Here is a 19,064-nt window from a genome sequence, read left to right on the forward strand (position 1 = left end):
CTGATGAGCATTTTATCTACACCCCATTTCACGGCGAAAAAAATGTAGTATTTTCAATGTGAAACGGTATAAATTCGTTCTCTTATCACAGTCAGGATGCGTATGTTGAACAGTGCTATGAGCGTAGTGATCCTTGCCGCAGGTAAAGGCACACGCATGTATTCCGATCTTCCTAAAGTGCTACATACTCTCGCGGGAAAAGCGATGGTTCAGCATGTCATTGATGCAGCTAATGAAGTTGGCGCATCTCACGTTCATCTGGTCTATGGCCACGGTGGCGATCTGCTTAAGCAGACACTGAAAGAAGACAACCTGAATTGGGTTCTGCAGGCCGAGCAGTTGGGTACAGGTCATGCGATGCAGCAGGCTGCGCCATTCTTTGGCGACGACGAAGACATTTTAATGCTCTATGGCGACGTACCGCTGATTTCGATCGACACATTGCAGCGTCTGCGTGATGCAAAACCGCAGGGCGGCATTGGTTTGCTGACGGTGAAGCTGGATGATCCAAGCGGCTATGGTCGTATTACGCGTGAGAACGGTAAGGTCACCGGCATTGTTGAGCACAAAGATGCAAGCGACGAGCAACGTCAGATCCAGGAAATTAATACTGGCATCCTGATTGCCAACGGCGCAGATATGAAACGTTGGCTGTCAAAACTGACCAATAACAATGCTCAGGGCGAGTATTACATCACCGACATTATTGCGCTGGCATATCAGGAAGGTCGCGAAATCGCGGCCGTTCACCCTGACAGACTCAGTGAAGTGGAAGGTGTGAACAACCGCCTGCAACTCTCTCGTCTGGAACGCGTTTACCAGTCTGAGCAGGCTGAAAAGCTGCTGCTGGCGGGCGTTATGCTGCGTGACCCTTCGCGTTTTGATCTGCGCGGTACGTTAACGCACGGGCGAGATGTCGAAATTGATACTAACGTTATCATCGAAGGCAACGTTACGCTCGGTCATCGTGTGAAGATTGGCGCGGGCTGCGTTATCAAAAACAGTGTGATTGGCGATGATTGTGAAATCAGCCCATACAGCGTAGTGGAAGATGCACATCTGGCAACGGCGTGTACAATTGGCCCGTTCGCGCGTCTGCGCCCTGGTGCCGAACTGCTGGAAGGCGCACACGTCGGTAACTTTGTCGAGATGAAAAAAGCGCGTCTGGGTAAAGGCTCGAAAGCCGGTCATCTGAGTTACCTGGGGGATGCTGAAATTGGCGACAACGTGAACATTGGTGCAGGAACGATCACCTGTAACTACGATGGCGCGAACAAGTTTAAAACCATTATTGGCGATGATGTGTTTGTCGGCTCTGATACCCAACTGGTGGCGCCAGTGACGGTGGGTAACGGTGTGACAATCGCGGCGGGTACCACCGTTACCCGTGACGTTGCTGATAACGAACTGGTGATAAGCCGTGTACCGCAGGTCCATAAGCAGGGCTGGAAGCGTCCGGTGAAGAAGAAGTAAATTCAATTTTTGTAGGCCGGACAACGCGTTTACGCTGCCTTCCGGCAAACAGGGATGAGGGGATAACATAATCCCCCGCCCAAAAAGCAGTACTTATAAAAATAACCCCACTCTCTACAAGGCTCGGGGCGCCCGAAAATACGGGCATACAGGTTGACCGACAACGACTGGCATATCGCCAAAATCGGAATTAAAAACTATGTGTGGAATTGTTGGCGCTATCGCGCAACGTGATGTAGCAGAAATCCTTCTCGAAGGTTTACGTCGTCTGGAATACCGCGGCTATGACTCTGCGGGCATGGCTGTGGTCGACAACGAAGGGCACATGACCCGTCTGCGTCGCCTCGGTAAAGTTCAGATGCTGGCACAGGCAGCGGAAGAACACCCGTTGCACGGCGGTACAGGTATTGCTCATACCCGTTGGGCAACCCACGGCGAACCTTCAGAAGCGAATGCGCATCCGCATGTTTCTGAGCACATTGTGGTGGTGCATAACGGCATCATCGAAAACCATGAACCGCTGCGCGAAGAACTGAAAGCGCGTGGTTATACGTTTGTTTCTGAAACTGACACCGAAGTGATTGCTCACCTGGTGCATTGGGAACTGGAACAAGGCGGCACTCTGCGTGAAGCAGTGCTGCGTACTATCCCACAACTGCGCGGCGCGTACGGTACGGTGATCATGGATACCCGTAAACCGGATACTCTGCTGGCGGCGCGCTCTGGTAGCCCGCTGGTGATTGGTCTGGGTATGGGTGAGAACTTTATCGCTTCCGATCAACTGGCGCTGCTGCCAGTCACCCGTCGCTTCATCTTCCTGGAAGAAGGTGATATTGCGGAAGTGACCCGTCGTTCCGTCTCTATTTTCGATAAAACGGGCGCGGAAGTGAAACGTCAGGATATCGAATCCAATCTGAAATACGACGCTGGTGATAAAGGTATTTATCGCCACTACATGCAGAAAGAGATCTACGAACAGCCTAACGCTATCAAAAACACCCTGACCGGACGTATTACTCACGGTGAAGTGGATCTGAGCGAGCTGGGTCCGAAGGCGAACGAACTGCTGGCTCAGGTTGAGCACATTCAGATTATCGCCTGCGGTACTTCCTACAACTCCGGTATGGTATCCCGCTATTGGTTTGAATCTCTGGCAGGGATCCCGTGTGACGTGGAAATCGCGTCTGAATTCCGCTATCGCAAATCCGCCGTGCGTCGCAACAGCCTGATGATCACCCTTTCGCAGTCTGGCGAAACGGCAGATACGCTGGCTGGTCTGCGTTTATCGAAAGAGTTGGGTTATCTGGGTTCCCTGGCGATTTGTAACGTTCCAGGCTCTTCCCTGGTTCGTGAATCTGACCTGGCGATGATGACCAATGCCGGTACCGAAATCGGTGTTGCCTCCACGAAAGCGTTTACCACTCAGTTGACCGTTCTGCTGATGCTGGTGGCGAAACTGGCGCGTCTGAAAGGTCTGGATGCCTCTATTGAGCACGACATCGTTCACGGCCTGCAGGCGCTGCCGAGCCGTATTGAGCAGATGCTGTCTCAGGATAAACGCATTGAAGCGCTTGCTGAAGATTTCTCTGACAAACACCACGCGCTGTTCCTGGGGCGTGGCGATCAGTATCCGATTGCGCTGGAAGGCGCGCTGAAACTGAAAGAGATCTCTTATATTCACGCAGAAGCCTATGCCGCAGGTGAACTGAAGCATGGCCCGCTGGCGCTGATTGATGCAGACATGCCGGTTATTGTGGTGGCTCCGAACAACGAACTGTTGGAAAAACTGAAATCCAACATTGAGGAAGTTCGCGCGCGCGGTGGTCAGCTGTATGTCTTCGCCGATCAGGATGCCGGATTCACCAGTAGCGATAACATGCACATTATTGAAATGCCGCATGTGGAAGAGGCCATTGCGCCAATCTTCTACACAGTACCGCTGCAATTGCTGGCGTATCACGTGGCGCTGATCAAAGGCACCGACGTGGATCAGCCGCGTAACCTGGCAAAATCGGTTACGGTTGAATAATCTGTGTAATGCCCTGCGAAAGCGGGGCATTTTTTATCCCCGTTTTTTTGAACAATTCCCCCTCCGTTTTTATGTGACAAAGCGTCATATTCAGCTACTGTTTCAGTGTCATAAAAAGAAAATCTCTGCGAAATATTAGTGCCATAAAAACACGTAACGCATTGTTTCTTTATGATGTTTTTTAGAAACTGAACACCATTTCTTTCTCTGTCATAAAACTGTCATATTTCGTACATTTAACTGTCACCTGTTTGTCCTATTTTGCTTATCGTAGCCACTTAACAATGATTTACGAATCTTGCAGGAGACATTATGAAAGTTATGCGTACCACTGTCGCAACTGTTGTCGCCGCGACCTTATCCATGAGCGCTTTCGCTGTAAACGCAGCGGCAAGCCTGACAGGTGCAGGTGCAACTTTCCCTGCGCCAGTGTATGCCAAATGGGCAGATACCTATCAGAAAGAAACCGGTAATAAAGTCAATTACCAGGGTATCGGCTCCTCCGGTGGTGTTAAACAAATTACTGCAAATACGGTTGATTTCGGCGCATCCGATGCCCCGCTGTCTGATGAAAAGCTGGCTCAGGAAGATCTGTTCCAGTTCCCGACCGTGATTGGTGGTGTGGTGCTGGCGGTGAATATCCCTGGTCTGAAGTCTGGTGAGCTGGTGTTGGATGGTAAAACACTGGGTGACATCTATCTCGGCAAAATCAAAAAGTGGGACGATGAAGCCATCACCAAACTGAACCCAGGTCTGAAACTGCCTTCCCAGAATATTGCCGTTGTGCGTCGTGCTGATGGCTCCGGTACTTCCTTCGTCTTTACCAGCTATCTGGCGAAAGTGAACGAAGAGTGGAAATCGAAAGTCGGTTCCGGCTCGACAGTAAACTGGCCGACCGGTCTGGGTGGTAAAGGCAACGACGGTATCGCTGCGTTCGTACAGCGTCTGCCGGGTTCCATTGGTTACGTTGAATACGCGTATGCCAAGCAGAACAGCCTGGCCTACACCAAATTGATCTCCGCCGATGGTAAGCCGGTAAGCCCGACTGAAGAGAACTTCGCCAACGCGGCAAAAGGCGCTGACTGGAGCAAATCGTTCGCGCAGGACCTGACGAACCAGAAAGGTGAAGAAGCGTGGCCAATCACCTCCACGACCTTCATCCTCGTGCACAAAGTGCAGAAAAAACCTGAGCAGGGTGCTGAAGTGCTGAAATTCTTCGACTGGGCATACAAAAATGGCGGCAAACAGGCTAATGACCTGGATTATGCCAGCCTGCCAGACAGCGTGGTTGAGCAGGTTCGCGCTGCATGGAAAACCAACGTGAAAGACAGCAACGGTAAAGCGCTGTATTAATAGAATATCTTTGACGAAATGGCGGATGGCGCTACGCTTATCCGCCCTACGGTTCAGACTGTAGGCCCGATAGGTAAGCCGGATAAGCGTAGCGCCATCCGGCTTGGGCAACTTCGTAAACGCGTTCAACGGAAAGAGTAATTTATGGCTGCAACTAAGCCTGCTTTTAACCCACCGGGTAAAAAGGGTGACATGATATTCAGCGCGCTGGTAAAACTGGCTGCGCTGCTTGTGCTATTGATGCTGGGGGGCATTATTGTCTCTCTGATCATCTCCTCCTGGCCAAGTATCCAGAAGTTTGGCTTTTCGTTCCTGTGGACCAAAGAGTGGGACGCGCCAAACGATATCTACGGTGCGCTGGTCCCCATTTATGGCACGCTGGTGACCTCTTTTATCGCATTGCTGATCGCCGTTCCGGTGAGTTTCGGCATTGCCTTATTTTTAACGGAGCTGGCGCCAAACTGGCTGAGACGTCCGCTGGGGATCGCGATTGAACTGCTGGCCGCGATTCCAAGTATCGTTTATGGCATGTGGGGCTTGTTCATTTTCGCCCCGTTGTTTGCGACCTGGTTTCAGGAGCCGGTAGGGAACGTCCTTTCCAACATTCCATTTGTTGGTGCACTGTTCTCGGGTCCGGCTTTTGGTATCGGTATTTTAGCCGCTGGCGTGATCCTCGCCATCATGATCATCCCGTACATTGCGGCGGTAATGCGTGATGTATTCGAACAGACCCCTGTGATGATGAAAGAGTCGGCCTACGGTATCGGCTGCACCACCTGGGAAGTTATCTGGCGTATTGTTCTGCCCTACACCAAAAATGGGGTGATTGGCGGCATTATGCTGGGCTTAGGTCGTGCGCTGGGCGAAACCATGGCGGTAACCTTTATCATCGGTAACACCTACCAGCTCGACAGTGCCTCGCTGTATATGCCGGGCAACAGTATTACCTCTGCGCTGGCGAACGAGTTTGCCGAAGCAGAATCGGGTCTGCATGTTGCCGCGTTGATGGAACTGGGCCTGATCCTGTTCGTCATCACCTTTATCGTCCTGGCGGCGTCTAAATTTATGATCATGCGCCTTGCTAAGAACGAGGGGGCACGTTAATGGCTACGATCGAAATGCAATCTACCGCCGCACTGGCGGAATCCCGCCGCAAAATGCAGGCGCGTCGTCGCATGAAAAACCGCATCGCGCTGACGCTCTCCATGGCGACAATGGCGTTCGGGTTGTTCTGGCTCATTTGGATCCTGTTCTCTACTGTGGTACGCGGTATCGACGGAATGTCGCTGGCGCTGTTTACCGAAATGACGCCGCCGCCTAATACAGCGGGTGGTGGTCTGGCAAACGCCCTGGCCGGTAGTGGTTTACTCATTCTGTGGGCGACCGTATTGGGTACGCCGCTGGGCATTATGGCGGGGATTTATCTGGCGGAATATGGCCGCAAATCCTGGCTGTCTGAAGTCATTCGCTTTATCAACGACATTCTGCTTTCTGCGCCGTCGATTGTGGTCGGTCTGTTCGTCTACACCATTGTGGTCGCGCAGATGGAACAATTCTCCGGCTGGGCAGGTGTGATTGCGCTGGCGTTGCTGCAGGTGCCTATCGTTATTCGAACTACAGAGAACATGTTGAAACTGGTGCCGGATAGCCTGCGTGAAGCGGCGTATGCGCTGGGTACGCCAAAGTGGAAGATGATCTCTGCGATTACCCTGAAGGCGTCAGTCTCCGGCATCATGACCGGTATCCTGCTGGCGATTGCGCGTATCGCGGGTGAAACCGCCCCGCTGTTGTTTACCGCGCTCTCGAACCAGTTCTGGAGCACCGACATGATGCAGCCGATCGCCAACTTGCCGGTGACCATCTTTAAATTTGCGATGAGTCCGTTTGCTGAATGGCAGCAACTGGCCTGGGCTGGGGTGTTGATTATCACCCTTTGCGTTCTGCTGCTGAATATTCTGGCGCGCGTCATTTTTGCGAAGAATAAACACGGTTAATTATTTACGCATTGCCGGATGGCGGCGTACGGATTGTACATATTTGTAGGCCTGATATGCGTAGCGCCATCAGGCACAATTTTGCGGCGCGGCGAATGCGGCGTCGAATGAGGAAGAGATTGAAATGAGTATGGTTGAGACAGCCCCAGGTAAGATTCAGGTTCGTGATTTGAACTTCTACTATGGCAAATTCCATGCCCTGAAGAACATCAACCTGGATATCGCGAAGAACCAGGTTACGGCATTCATCGGTCCGTCTGGCTGTGGTAAATCCACGTTGCTGCGCACCTTTAACAAAATGTATTCGCTGTACCCCGATCAACGTGCGGAAGGCGAAATTCTGCTGGATGGCGACAATATTCTCACCAATACCCAGGATATCGCGCTGCTGCGCGCTAAAGTGGGCATGGTGTTTCAGAAGCCGACACCGTTCCCGATGTCCATTTACGACAATATCGCGTTTGGCGTGCGCCTGTTTGAGAAGCTCTCCCGTGCCGACATGGATGAGCGTGTTCAGTGGGCTTTGACCAAGGCCGCATTGTGGAACGAAACCAAAGATAAATTGCACCAGAGCGGGTACTCTCTCTCCGGTGGTCAGCAACAGCGTCTGTGCATCGCGCGCGGTATCGCTATTCGTCCGGAAGTGTTGCTGCTGGATGAGCCATGTTCAGCGCTGGACCCTATTTCCACTGGGCGCATTGAAGAGCTGATCACCGAGCTGAAGCAGGATTACACCGTGGTTATCGTAACGCACAACATGCAGCAGGCGGCGCGTTGTTCCGACCACACGGCGTTTATGTATTTGGGCGAGTTGATTGAGTTCAGCAACACGGACGATCTGTTCACCAAGCCCGCTAAAAAGCAAACAGAAGACTACATCACCGGTCGCTACGGCTGATTCAGGAGTGCAACATGGATAACCTCAATCTCAATAAACACATTTCCGGCCAGTTCAACGCTGAACTGGAGAGCATTCGCACTCAGGTGATGACCATGGGCGGAATGGTGGAACAGCAACTGTCTGACGCCATTACCGCCATGCACAACCAGGACGGTGAACTGGCAAAGCGCGTGATTGAAGGCGACAAACAGGTCAACATGATGGAAGTCGCGATTGATGAAGCCTGCGTGCGCATCATCGCCAAGCGTCAGCCAACGGCCAGCGACCTGCGTCTGGTGATGGCGATCATCAAAACCATCGCGGAGCTGGAACGCATTGGCGACGTTGCCGATAAAATCTGTCGTACCGCGCTGGAGAAGTTCTCTTCTCAGCATCAGCCGCTGTTGGTGAGCCTGGAATCGTTGGGTCGCCATACCGTACAGATGCTGCATGATGTTCTGGATGCGTTTGCGCGTATGGATCTGGACGAAGCGGTACGTATCTACCGTGAAGACAAAAAAGTCGACCAGGAATATGAAGGCATCGTGCGTCAGCTGATGACGTACATGATGGAAGATCCGCGAACCATTCCGAGCGTGCTGACGGCGCTGTTCTGCGCACGATCGATTGAACGTATCGGCGACCGCTGCCAGAACATTTGTGAATACATCTTCTACTTCGTGAAAGGGCAGGATTTCCGTCACGTCGGGGGGGATGAGCTGGATAAACTGCTGGCGGGTAAAGACCCAAAAGAGTGATATTTGTGCTTTCTGTAGGCCCGGTAAGCATGCGCCACCGGGCAATTAGCCGGATGGTGCTAACGCTTATCCGGCCTACACTGAATTGACCATTCCGACGAAATTAACGCGTAATATCCCATCCGCGCGCCTTCCACAATTCCGGCAATTGCGCCAAATCGGTAAAGGTCGTTACTTTTGGATGATCGATCGGTTTGTTGTGCGGATCGGCGCAGAAGTAAAACACCTCCATACCCGCATCAATTCCTGACTGTGCGCCAGCTGAAGAGTCATCCACCAGAATGCAGTTCTCCACATTGACGTTCATCGCTTTCGCTGCGTGGAACATCAGCGCCGGATCAGGCTTCCAGCGTTGAATATCGTAGCCGCTGAACAGTTTTTCCGGGAAGTGGTGCAACATGCCCAGTTTTCCCAGCGAATGCTGCATTTTGCTGACCGGCCCGTTAGAGACTACGCAGATTGGCACCGCCATGCTGTCCAGCAATGCGTTTGCACCCGCGATCACCTCTAGTTCCGTGTCGAACAGGCGTGCGACCTCGGCGCGGAAGACGCGTTCCAGCTCAGTTTTCGCCAACTGAATATGATGCTCTTCGTTGATGATGTCGATGATCTCGTAGAGTTTTATGCCCTTAAAGCGTTCAAACACCTCTTCAAGATCGAGCTTTATGCCAAACTCCTGGAACATGGCGACATACGCACGGGAACAGATCACTTCGCTGTCGACCAGCGTACCGTCGCAGTCGAAAAATACCGCTTCAATCTGGGACATGCCTTTCCTTTTTTACAAGTTTAACGTTTACGTAATGCTGAATTGAGAGACGCAATCGTTGACGTATTAGTAAAATCAAAGAAAAAAAGTATCTCGCAACCGCCCCTATTGTCGCATTTTGGTATAGGATAGCGACGGATTTTTCCCTCCTTGTTCGGAAATTGATTATGAGTCAACAACACACAACCCAGGCTTCTGGTCAGGGTATGCTGGAACGCGTGTTTAAACTGCGCGAACACGGCACGACGGCCCGCACCGAAGTGATCGCCGGTTTCACGACCTTCCTGACGATGGTCTATATCGTTTTTGTTAACCCACAAATTCTTGGCGTTGCTGGCATGGATACCAGTGCTGTCTTCGTCACCACCTGTTTGATTGCTGCATTTGGTAGCATCCTGATGGGCCTGTTCGCCAACCTGCCGGTCGCGCTGGCGCCTGCAATGGGTCTGAACGCCTTCTTCGCGTTTGTTGTGGTTCAGGCAATGGGCCTGCCGTGGCAGGTGGGAATGGGCGCCATTTTCTGGGGCGCTGTTGGTCTGCTGTTGTTGACCATCTTCCGCGTACGTTATTGGATGATCGCCAATATTCCGGTTAGTCTGCGTGTAGGTATCACCAGCGGTATAGGCCTGTTCATTGGTATGATGGGGCTGAAAAATGCCGGTGTCATTGTCGCGAATAAAGACACGCTGGTGGCGATTGGAAATCTGACGTCGCACAGCGTTCTGCTGGGCGTGCTGGGGTTCTTTATCATCGCTATTCTGGCATCGCGCAACATTCACGCTGCGGTGCTGGTGTCTATCGTGGTCACAACGTTGCTGGGCTGGATGTTGGGTGATGTGCACTACAACGGTATCGTCTCTGCGCCGCCAAGCGTCACTACTGTAATTGGCCATGTGGATCTGGCTGGTTCGTTGAATCTGGGCCTGGCCGGCGTCATTTTCTCTTTCATGTTGGTTAACCTGTTTGACTCCTCCGGTACGCTGATTGGCGTGACCGACAAAGCGGGTCTGGCCGATGAGAAAGGGAAGTTCCCACGCATGAAGCAGGCGCTGTTTGTCGACAGCGTATCATCGGTGGCGGGTTCGTTTATCGGTACCTCTTCCGTGACGGCGTATATTGAATCTTCTTCCGGTGTTTCTGTCGGTGGACGTACCGGTCTGACGGCAGTAGTCGTGGGTTTGCTGTTCCTGCTGGTTATCTTCCTGTCGCCGCTGGCGGGAATGGTGCCGGGTTATGCGGCCGCGGGTGCGCTGATTTATGTCGGTGTATTGATGACCTCCAGCCTTGCACGCGTGAAGTGGGACGACTTGACGGAGTCAGTGCCCGCCTTTATCACCGCCGTGATGATGCCGTTCAGTTTCTCTATTACTGAAGGTATCGCGCTGGGCTTTATCTCTTACTGTGTGATGAAAATCGGCACCGGCCGCTTGCGCGATCTCAGCCCTTGCGTGGTCGTTGTGGCGTTGCTGTTCATTCTGAAGATTGTGTTTATCGACGCGCACTAAGGTGCGGCTTGTGGTGTCAGGTGGCGCTAACGCTTACCTGACCTACAGAAGAACGTAGGCCTGATAAGCGAAGCGCCATCAGTCATAACCACATTAATCATTTCAAATCAAAGCCCGGCAGTGTGCCGGGCTTTTTCTTTTACGCTTTCACGCGCTGAATGTAATCGCCAAACGCGGTCAGTTGACCGGTCAGATGATCCAGGGTGCTTTGGTCAATCACTTCACCGTTTTGCGGGTCCACTTTGTTTTGAATCACGCCGCCCATAAATTCAGGCTTATTCATTACCATGGCATCGAGGAAGACCAGAATCTGACGCAGATGATACTGACAGCGCGCGCCGCCGATAGCTCCCATTGAACTGGTCTGGATCAGCACGGGTTTTCCGGACAGTGGCTGGTCGGGTAGGCGGGACAGCCAGTCGATGGCGTTTTTCAGGCCACCCGGCACGGAGTAGTTATATTCCGGCGTCACAATGACCACCCCATCCGCTTGACGAATTTGATCCGCCAGCGCTTCTACGCTCTGCGGAAAACCTTCCTCTTGTTGCAGATCGGCGTCATACAATGGGATGTTGCCAATGGACGGCAATGGGTTGACTTCCATGCCTGTCGGGGCAATTTTTGGCAGAGTACGGGCAACCATCCCATTAAATGAGCCTTTGCGCAGGCTTCCCAGTAACGTAACAACCTTCAACGTTTCAGACATGATTACTCCTTTTTCATCATGATGGCCGGGATGTGGCCGGGTCAGTTATGTGTACAAGATTTAACGGTGGATAATTGGGCGAATCGCATCAGGCGACCGGTGGGTGCATTGGCGCGAGTCTGGATATCGGGCAGGCTTTTCCACCCCTGATGACTATCAAACTCCCAAACCTTCAGCTTTTCAATGGAGGGCGAGACGGCAACCGACCATACCAGCACATCTTCCGCATCACAGAGGGCTTCGATCTGCGCAACATGGGCACACTTAAGACGACCGGCAACGGGGATCAACTGGAGCTCTCGTGGGTCATCGTTGAGGACATCGCCAGTGAGTTTCAGTACGCTCTGGCGCAAGGTGATGAGCTGCGCACGTGCTTCATTAGGATCGTTTTGATTGTTGATCCACAGGGTTTCATTGCTGGAGAACACCGGGTTTCCTGCTGAATGTGGGCTGTGAAAGCCACGGGTTGCGCGTTGCAACTCCATGTCCAGACCGCATTCGCCTTCGGTTGTCAGCGCAATGCCGACCATATTTCCGGCGTACGCGATGGAGAAATCGGGCAGGTTGCGATCGCGAAACGTGGGTTTGCCTTTCGCCTGGATAGTGATCTCTGGTAGTTCGCTGATGCCATAAAGCATAAACATCAGTTCAGCGAGTAAGGCCCGGGAGGCAAGGAACCGCGTGCGGCGATGAGTGGGAAGATTGCTGGCCTCAATATGACATTGAGAAGGGAGCCGGACTGAAACCAGATGTCCCTCCGTAAGAATCCCTCTGGCAAAATGTGTCGCCATTTTTCGCTCCGTGATTAATGGTCCGTGATTATTACGAGAGTAACATTTACATGAATTATGGACAGACTTAACAGCTCAAAAGTTCGACTGAATCAGAATACCTTACGCGACATTTACATTTCCCTTACCTAAGTGGTGAATTTAGCGTCAGGAAAGGGGGCTGTAGAGGGCTTTAAGAGTTTCTCTTAACCAGACAATTTTCGGGTTATGGCTGTTGCGTTTATGCCAGAGGAGGGTGAACGGCACCATGAGTTTTTCCCGCTGTGCGGCGTCAAAAGGCAAGGGACGCGCAACTAACGGGAGTTGGTGGAGTTGGTTATAACGCTGGCAATAAAGCGGCGCGGTCGCCAGAAGCGAGTGATCGGGTTGTGCCGCCATAAACAACGATTGTTCAAATCCAGGCAGACTTAAGGCGATGTTGCGTTTACGCCCCATCTCCTGCAGCACGTCATCGAGCGCCCAGGTATCGCTTTGTTCCCAGCAGATGCTGATATGCGGATAGCGCAGGAAGGTCTCAAGATTCCACTCTTCCCGCAGCGCCGGATGATCTTCCCGCAACCATACCCACGGTAAGTCGGTGAACAGCACTTCAAAATCGATCGATAAAGGCAGCAGACTCAGTAACTCTCGCGAACGTGGATGGCTCTCACGCCCGGTAAAACCAATATCTACCTCACCGCGCGTGATGGCGTCCAGCGAGTCGTAATCCCAGTTGCGTACTTTAATGGAGGCCTGCGGATAGCGCTGATAGATCTGCTGCGACAACGTATTGAACATGATCATCATCAGGGGCGTCTCGGCGACCAGATCGAACTTCAGCCCTCGTGGCGTTTCGTTATGCGGCTTATCCAGCAGCTGATTGCCCATCTGCATCCAGTCTGCCAGATTCTGCTCCATACTCAGCATCAGCGGCGTTGGCGTCAGCCCGAGCGGCGTATTCACGAACAGCGGGTCGTCGAACCATGCCCGCAACTTCGACAGCGATTTGCTCACCGCCGAAGGGGTAACGCTCATCCGTTTCGCCGCTTTGGTTACGCTGCGCTCCTGCATCAGAAGCTGCAGGCATAACAACAAATTAAGATCGAGACTGGTGATGGATTTCTTCATGGTCGGGTGCAGACCTGTTGGGTGCGACGAGCATAATCAGCAAGAGGCTGACTATGCTACAACCAATCAGAATCCCGATCAGCATATTCAACGCATTGATGCCGACAATGGCTGCCAGCCAAATCCACAGCGACGAACCGCAGACCTGTGCAATACCCAGCGCTGAACTGGCGACACCAGCCCGCAAAGAAAAGGGACCCAGCGCCTGGCTCATTGCCACGCCAAAGCCGACCGAGAAACCCGCGCAGATAAGCGTCAGACCAAACAGTGTCACCGCGTTGCTGGTGGCGAGGCTGAGCACCACGCCTGCCGCCAGAAACAGCCCCTGTGAGGTAACCATTAATGTACGTGGCTTAAACACGCCTAACGCAAATGGCGTTGAGAACGAAACGGCCATACTGACACCTGCGGTCAGTGCCATGGTGGTGGCATATTCACCGCGATCAAACCCCATCACTTCCATCAGCAGAACCGGTGAGGTATTCACAAAAGTGAGGATCACGGAGACGCTCAGTGTGGTGATCGCCAGACGGCTGAGGAAAAAACGATTGATTAGCGACTCGGCACTCTGTGGCGAACATGAAGACGATGAATGTGTGGCTGGACGCGTTTCCCGCAGGATGAACAGCGACAGCAGACACACCGCGATGCCCATCGCAATCATGGTGTAAAACAGACTTTGCCATGGAAATCTGAGCATGATCAGATGTCCCAGAACCGGCGCCAGCACCGGGACAATACAGGTGATCCCGTTAAGCAGTGACAGCACTTTCGCCCGGCGGCGGTCGTCCAGGGTATCGCGCAAGATGGCAAAAGCCACCACATAACAGCTACCTGCGCCAATGCCCTGAATAAAGCGTCCGGTTAAAAACATCGAACCGTCCTGCGCGAACGAACAAAGCGTTGAGGCAAAAATGAATATCACCGCGCCGACAATAGCCACAGGTTTACGCCCGGAGCGGTCGGCCACTTTCCCGGCAAACAGCATGGCGGTTGCCATCCCGGCCAGATAGACGGAAAACGCAATATGCAACTGCGCTTCACTGGCATTCAGATCGGCGGCAATTCGCGGTAAACCCACCAGATACATATCAATACCGGCGGGATAGAGTAAAACCAGGGCAAAACTGCAGATTAGAAAGCGGGTCATAGCGTCCTCACGATAAGCGTGACGCTAAGCATACGGGGAGGTGTTCTGTGAGACGAGTTGCCATTTGGACAACAGTGATTTCCTGTAAGGAAATCGCCTATTGCCAGGTAACGCTTCGATTACTGAGCAATAGGCGTAGGGGAGGCCGGATAAGGCGTTAGCCGCCATCCGGCAATACTGCTTACTTGCCGATACAGAAGCTGGAGAAGATCCGCCCCAGCAGATCGTCGGAGGTAAACTCCCCGGTAATCTCACTCAACGCCTGCTGCGCCAGGCGCAGTTCTTCTGCCAGCAGTTCGCCAGCCCATGCGCCTAACAGTTGCGCTTTACCCTGCTGGAGATGCTCAGCGGCTTCGGCCAGCGCCTGCAAATGACGACGACGCGCCAGGAAGCCGCCTTCCATGTTGGTTTCAAAGCCCATGCTTTGCTTGAGATGGTTACGCAGTACGTCCACGCCTTCACCTGTCCGTGCAGAGAGGCGAACCAGTGAGTGCTCGTTCACTTCGCTAATACCCAGCGTCTCGCCGGTAATATCCGCTTTGTTGCGCACGACAGTGATCGGCAGCTTAGCAGGCAGACGAGCGATAAAGTCCGGCCAGATCTCTGTCGGGTCAGTCGCGGCGGTCGTTGTGCCGTCCACCATAAACAGCACGCGGTCGGCTTGTTCAATCTCCTGCCACGCGCGCTCAATACCGATACGTTCTACCTCATCATTAGCATCGCGCAGACCGGCGGTATCGATGATGTGCAGCGGCATACCGTCAATGTGAATATGCTCGCGCAGTACGTCGCGCGTTGTCCCGGCTATATCGGTCACAATCGCGGCTTCACGCCCCGCCAGCGCATTCAGCAGGCTCGATTTACCCGCGTTAGGGCGACCAGCAATAACCACCTTCATCCCTTCACGCAGCAGGCTGCCCTGACGCGCTTCAGCACGCACGGCATCGAGATCGGCGATAACGCCATTTAGCTGCGCTTCAATTTTGCCGTCCGACAGGAAATCGATCTCCTCATCCGGGAAATCGATCGCCGCTTCCACGTAGATGCGCAGGTGAGTGAGTGCTTCCACAAGATGATTTACACGCGCGGAAAACGCCCCTTGCAGAGAGTTCAACGCTGAACGCGCCGCTTGCTCTGAGCTGGCGTCAATCAGGTCGGCAATCGCCTCTGCCTGGGCCAGATCGAGCTTATCGTTGAGGAACGCCCGTTCGGAGAATTCACCGGGTTTTGCAATGCGCAGACCAGGGATCGTCAGAATGCGTTTTAACAGCAGGTCGAGAATCACCGGGCCGCCGTGCCCTTGCAGTTCCAGTACGTCTTCACCCGTGAACGAGTTCGGACCGGGGAACCACAGCGCGATCCCCTGGTCGAGCGCGGTGCCATCAGCATCTTTAAACGGCAGATAGTCGGCATAACGCGGTTTTGGCAGCTTGCCCAGTACAACTTCGGCAACCTCACGCGCCTTGAGGCCGGAGATACGCAGGATGCCGACGCCACCGCGTCCCGGTGGGGTAGCCTGGGCGACGATAGTGTCGTTGTGGCTCATGATATGTCTCGTTGAATACAAATAAAAAAGGCGGTCATTTGACCGCCTTCCATAGAGCTATGACTTACTGTCAGGAGCTTTTCTTCTCGCGGCTATGCAGGCCACGTTTCTCCAGACCACGGTAAATCAGCTGCTGCTGGATAATGGTCACCAGGTTGCTGACGATATAGTACAGCACCAGACCTGACGGGAACCACAGGAAGAACACGGTGAAGATGACCGGCATAAAGGTCATGATCTTCTGCTGCATCGGGTCGGTCACTGTGGTCGGCGACATCTTCTGGATGAAGAACATCGTCACGCCCATCAGGATCGGCAGGATGTAGTACGGGTCTTGTGCAGACAAGTCGTGGATCCACAGGGCGAACGGCGCATGACGCAGTTCAATGGAGCCCATCAGCATGTAGTACAGCGCAAGGAAGATTGGCATCTGGATGATCAGCGGGAAGCAGCCGCCCAGCGGGTTAACCTTCTCAGCTTTGTACAGTGCCATCATTTCCTGGCTCTGACGCTGTTTGTCATCGCCCAGACGCTCGCGCATTGCCGCAATTTTCGGCTGCAGCATACGCATCTTCGCCATGGAGGTGTACTGCGCTTTGGTCAGCGGGTACATGATGCCACGAACGATAAAGGTGATAACGATGATGGAGAAGCCCCAGTTACCCAGGAAGCTATGGATCCATTTCAGCAGCTTAAACAGCGGCTGAGAGATGAACCACAACCAGCCGTAATCCACGGTCAGATCCAGGTGCGGTGCAACGGCCGCCATTTTATCCTGAATTTCCGGGCCGACCCACAGGGTGCTGGTCATCGCGCCAGTCTGACCTGGCTGTACCAGCACCGGCTGAGATTTATAGCCGATGGCAGCAATGCCGTTACCCAGATTAGCGGTATAGAAGTTGTTGGTGCCGTCATTACGCGGAACCCATGCCGTTGCGAAATACTGTTGCAACATTGCCACCCAGCCGTTGTGTGCGCTGACGTTCAGGTTTTCGTTTTCGGCAATGGTCTCGAATTTGTATTTCTCATACTTCTCATCAGGCGTGGAGTACGCTGCGCCACGGAAAGTATGCAGCGCAAAGTTGCTGCTACCGGTGTCGCGATGAGATGGCAGATTGATGGATTGCTTCAGCTGACCAAAGGTGGAAATCTCCAGCGGTTTCTCGCCGGCGTTCTGCACGCTGTAGTTCACATTGACAGCATACTCACCGCGCTTCAGAACAAACGTTTTAGTAAACGTGTTGCCAGCGGAGTCAGTGTAGGTCATCGGGATCTGCAGTTCGTTCTGACCATCCGCCAGTACAAAGGCGTCTTTTTCGACGTTGTACTGTGGACGTGGGCCGTTAGCCGGGTTATCCGGACCGTCACGACCTGTCAGGCCGCTTTGTGCCTGATAAATGAACTGCGGAGTTGTTTCCAGTAACTGGAACGGCTCTTTAGAACCGAGCTCTTTCGGGTAAGCCGGCAGCTGGGCCTGCTCAACATCACCACCACGGGTGTTGATGGTCAGATCAAGCACGTCGGTTTTAACCGTAATCAGTTTCCCCTGGCCACTGGCCGGTACGCCCTGGTCTGCGGCGCTACCCGCTGCGGTGGTCGTTGTCTGCGTGGTCTGTTGAGTCTGAGGTTGCGGATTTTTATCCTGCTCCCAGGCTTGCCAGATCATGAAAGACACGAACAGCAAAGCGATGACTAAAAGATTGCGTTGCGAATCCATCGTTAGTGTTCTCTGGTATCAAATGGTCCGGGTGGGACGGGATCGTCACCACCAGGGTGTAAAGGGTGGCATTTTAATACGCGTTTCACCGTCAACCAACTGCCTTTTATCACTCCAAACCTGCGCAATGCCTCAATTCCGTAGCTTGAACAGGTTGGCGTGAAACGACAATGCGGCCCAAGCAGCGGACTGATCAGGCGTTGATAGACCCTAATAAGGGCTATCAGGACCCGCGAGCCAGGCGACAGTGGCGGCGCCATAATTTTTCCAACGCTTCCGAGAGAGCACGGTTATCGAGGTCAGCAACCCCTTTTTTCGCCACGACCACGAAATCCATTGCTGGAAGCTCGTGCTGACGCAGACGGAAGCTTTCACGCGTCAGACGTTTAATCCGATTGCGTTCATGGGCGCGTCGAACGTTTTTCTTGGCGACGGTAAGACCGATACGGGGATGCCCCAGCGAATTCAGGCGGCCGAGGATGGTGATTTGCGGCGTGCCAGCCCGTTGTGGCTGCTGGAAGACGAATGTGAAATGATTGGGAGTTAACAAACGTAACTCCCTGGGAAATGCGAGCTTAACCACTCAGGGGTTAGCTTTATTACTTGGAAACGGTCAGACGAGAACGGCCTTTAGCACGACGACGTGCCAGAACCTGACGACCATTTTTAGTAGCCATACGAGCACGGAAGCCGTGAGAACGGTTGCGCTTCAGTACAGACGGTTGAAAAGTGCGTTTCATGGCGATTTCTACCTAAACTTGAATAAATTCAATGGCTTTTACAGATATCCGAGCAAACATCGAACGACGGACGTCGAAGCCATGGGTGATTAAAGAGGCCGGATTGTAATAATTGTACACTCCGGAGTCAATTCTCTTTCCTTAAATCCCTGCGTTTTTCGCACGTTTTCGCGTGGAAAATGAGCAGCGTTAACGCCGTGATTACGGGCATTACGCGCCGGGGGGAAGATTATAAAGGCTGCCGGGCAAAGCGCAAGGATCGAGCGGGATCTTTATTAGATCGTTTAAGCAGTAAAGTGGCTTTACTCATTAATTTTTCCAATATGCGTGCGAAATCCTGCAGCACTTCCCCAGGATCGTTTACACTTACCCGCTTCTGGATCATCCTGTGGATAAATCGGGAAGAATCTGTGAGAAACAGAAGATCTCTCGCGCAGTTTAGGCTATGATCCGCGGTCCTGATCGTTTCAAAGGATCCTGGTCAGGCTTTAACGCGACATTCTTCAGGTGCGCCATGGTGTCGCCTTTAGGATCCCGTGTATAACC

Annotated in this window: 19 protein-coding genes; 8 read left to right on the top strand and 11 right to left on the bottom strand. The window is 53.0% G+C overall.

The window, feature by feature from the left end; translation table 11 throughout:
- Positions 1-102: 102 nt before the first annotated feature.
- The 7 genes from glmU (at position 103) to phoU (ending at position 8,487) form a co-directional block, all read left to right on the top strand.
- Entirely contained in the window at positions 103-1,473 is a 1,371-nt protein-coding gene (gene glmU, locus AC07UY_RS04505; RefSeq protein ID WP_494659568.1) for a bifunctional UDP-N-acetylglucosamine diphosphorylase/glucosamine-1-phosphate N-acetyltransferase GlmU, read from the top strand.
- Between the two features lie 199 nt (positions 1,474-1,672).
- A complete protein-coding gene (gene glmS / locus AC07UY_RS04510; protein ID WP_494659569.1) occupies positions 1,673-3,502 on the top strand; it encodes a glutamine--fructose-6-phosphate transaminase (isomerizing) in 1,830 nt (609 codons plus the stop codon).
- Between the two features lie 312 nt (positions 3,503-3,814).
- The gene (gene pstS / locus AC07UY_RS04515) at positions 3,815-4,855 is read left to right on the top strand and encodes a phosphate ABC transporter substrate-binding protein PstS (RefSeq protein ID WP_203359501.1); all 1,041 of its coding nucleotides are present in this window, start codon (positions 3,815-3,817) and stop codon (positions 4,853-4,855) included.
- A 144-nt stretch (positions 4,856-4,999) separates the two neighbouring features.
- On the top strand, positions 5,000-5,959 hold the full coding sequence (pstC, locus tag AC07UY_RS04520; protein ID WP_490469198.1) for a phosphate ABC transporter permease PstC: 960 nt from the start codon (positions 5,000-5,002) through the stop codon (positions 5,957-5,959).
- Positions 5,959-6,849 carry a phosphate ABC transporter permease PstA gene (gene pstA / locus AC07UY_RS04525; protein ID WP_192614023.1) on the top strand — a complete coding sequence of 297 codons (891 nt, stop codon included), beginning with the start codon at positions 5,959-5,961 and terminating at the stop codon, positions 6,847-6,849. Before pstC ends, pstA begins: the two co-directional genes overlap by 1 nt.
- Positions 6,850-6,973: 124 nt before the next feature.
- Complete coding sequence (gene pstB / locus AC07UY_RS04530) at positions 6,974-7,747, top strand: phosphate ABC transporter ATP-binding protein PstB (protein WP_162382307.1); 774 nt, start codon at positions 6,974-6,976, stop codon at positions 7,745-7,747.
- A gap of 14 nt (positions 7,748-7,761) precedes the next feature.
- On the top strand, positions 7,762-8,487 hold the full coding sequence (phoU, locus tag AC07UY_RS04535; RefSeq protein WP_162382308.1) for a phosphate signaling complex protein PhoU: 726 nt from the start codon (positions 7,762-7,764) through the stop codon (positions 8,485-8,487).
- Positions 8,488-8,590: 103 nt separating this feature from the next.
- Here phoU and yieH read toward each other — a convergent pair whose 3' ends face one another.
- The gene (yieH, locus tag AC07UY_RS04540; protein WP_494659570.1) at positions 8,591-9,256 is read right to left on the bottom strand and encodes a 6-phosphogluconate phosphatase; all 666 of its coding nucleotides are present in this window, start codon (positions 9,254-9,256) and stop codon (positions 8,591-8,593) included.
- 167 nt (positions 9,257-9,423) lie between these two features.
- On the opposite strand from yieH, the gene adeP reads away from it, so the two are divergent.
- Positions 9,424-10,761, top strand: a complete 1,338-nt coding sequence (gene adeP / locus AC07UY_RS04545; RefSeq protein ID WP_203359504.1) for an adenine permease AdeP — start codon at positions 9,424-9,426, stop codon at positions 10,759-10,761.
- A 139-nt stretch (positions 10,762-10,900) separates the two neighbouring features.
- Here the strand turns inward: adeP and AC07UY_RS04550 are convergent, their stop codons facing one another.
- From AC07UY_RS04550 to AC07UY_RS04595, 10 genes are all read right to left on the bottom strand, one after another.
- Positions 10,901-11,467: an NADPH-dependent FMN reductase gene (locus AC07UY_RS04550; protein ID WP_494700901.1), complete on the bottom strand. Its 567-nt coding sequence runs from the start codon at positions 11,465-11,467 to the stop codon at positions 10,901-10,903.
- Positions 11,468-11,508: 41 nt separating this feature from the next.
- The gene (locus AC07UY_RS04555; RefSeq protein ID WP_494659572.1) at positions 11,509-12,258 is read right to left on the bottom strand and encodes a 4'-phosphopantetheinyl transferase family protein; all 750 of its coding nucleotides are present in this window, start codon (positions 12,256-12,258) and stop codon (positions 11,509-11,511) included.
- Between the two features lie 147 nt (positions 12,259-12,405).
- Positions 12,406-13,365: an HTH-type transcriptional regulator YidZ gene (yidZ, locus tag AC07UY_RS04560; protein WP_494659573.1), complete on the bottom strand. Its 960-nt coding sequence runs from the start codon at positions 13,363-13,365 to the stop codon at positions 12,406-12,408.
- Positions 13,334-14,515: an MFS transporter gene (locus tag AC07UY_RS04565; protein WP_494659574.1), complete on the bottom strand. Its 1,182-nt coding sequence runs from the start codon at positions 14,513-14,515 to the stop codon at positions 13,334-13,336. Before AC07UY_RS04565 ends, yidZ begins: the two co-directional genes overlap by 32 nt.
- A gap of 181 nt (positions 14,516-14,696) precedes the next feature.
- Positions 14,697-16,061: a tRNA uridine-5-carboxymethylaminomethyl(34) synthesis GTPase MnmE gene (mnmE, locus tag AC07UY_RS04570; protein ID WP_494659575.1), complete on the bottom strand. Its 1,365-nt coding sequence runs from the start codon at positions 16,059-16,061 to the stop codon at positions 14,697-14,699.
- Positions 16,062-16,131: 70 nt separating this feature from the next.
- The gene (gene yidC / locus AC07UY_RS04575) at positions 16,132-17,778 is read right to left on the bottom strand and encodes a membrane protein insertase YidC (protein WP_203359510.1); all 1,647 of its coding nucleotides are present in this window, start codon (positions 17,776-17,778) and stop codon (positions 16,132-16,134) included.
- A 2-nt stretch (positions 17,779-17,780) separates the two neighbouring features.
- Complete coding sequence (yidD, locus tag AC07UY_RS04580; protein ID WP_001307474.1) at positions 17,781-18,038, bottom strand: membrane protein insertion efficiency factor YidD; 258 nt, start codon at positions 18,036-18,038, stop codon at positions 17,781-17,783.
- Positions 18,002-18,361, bottom strand: coding sequence for a ribonuclease P protein component (gene rnpA, locus AC07UY_RS04585; protein ID WP_042287256.1), 360 nt, complete (start codon positions 18,359-18,361; stop codon positions 18,002-18,004). Before rnpA ends, yidD begins: the two co-directional genes overlap by 37 nt.
- Positions 18,362-18,377: 16 nt before the next feature.
- Entirely contained in the window at positions 18,378-18,518 is a 141-nt protein-coding gene (rpmH, locus tag AC07UY_RS04590; protein ID WP_003849659.1) for a 50S ribosomal protein L34, read from the bottom strand.
- Between the two features lie 229 nt (positions 18,519-18,747).
- A complete protein-coding gene (locus tag AC07UY_RS04595; RefSeq protein WP_494659576.1) occupies positions 18,748-18,903 on the bottom strand; it encodes a hypothetical protein in 156 nt (51 codons plus the stop codon).
- Positions 18,904-19,064 lie beyond the last annotated feature (161 nt).

The organism is Citrobacter sp. GW821-FHT02E08, from assembly GCF_059421685.1.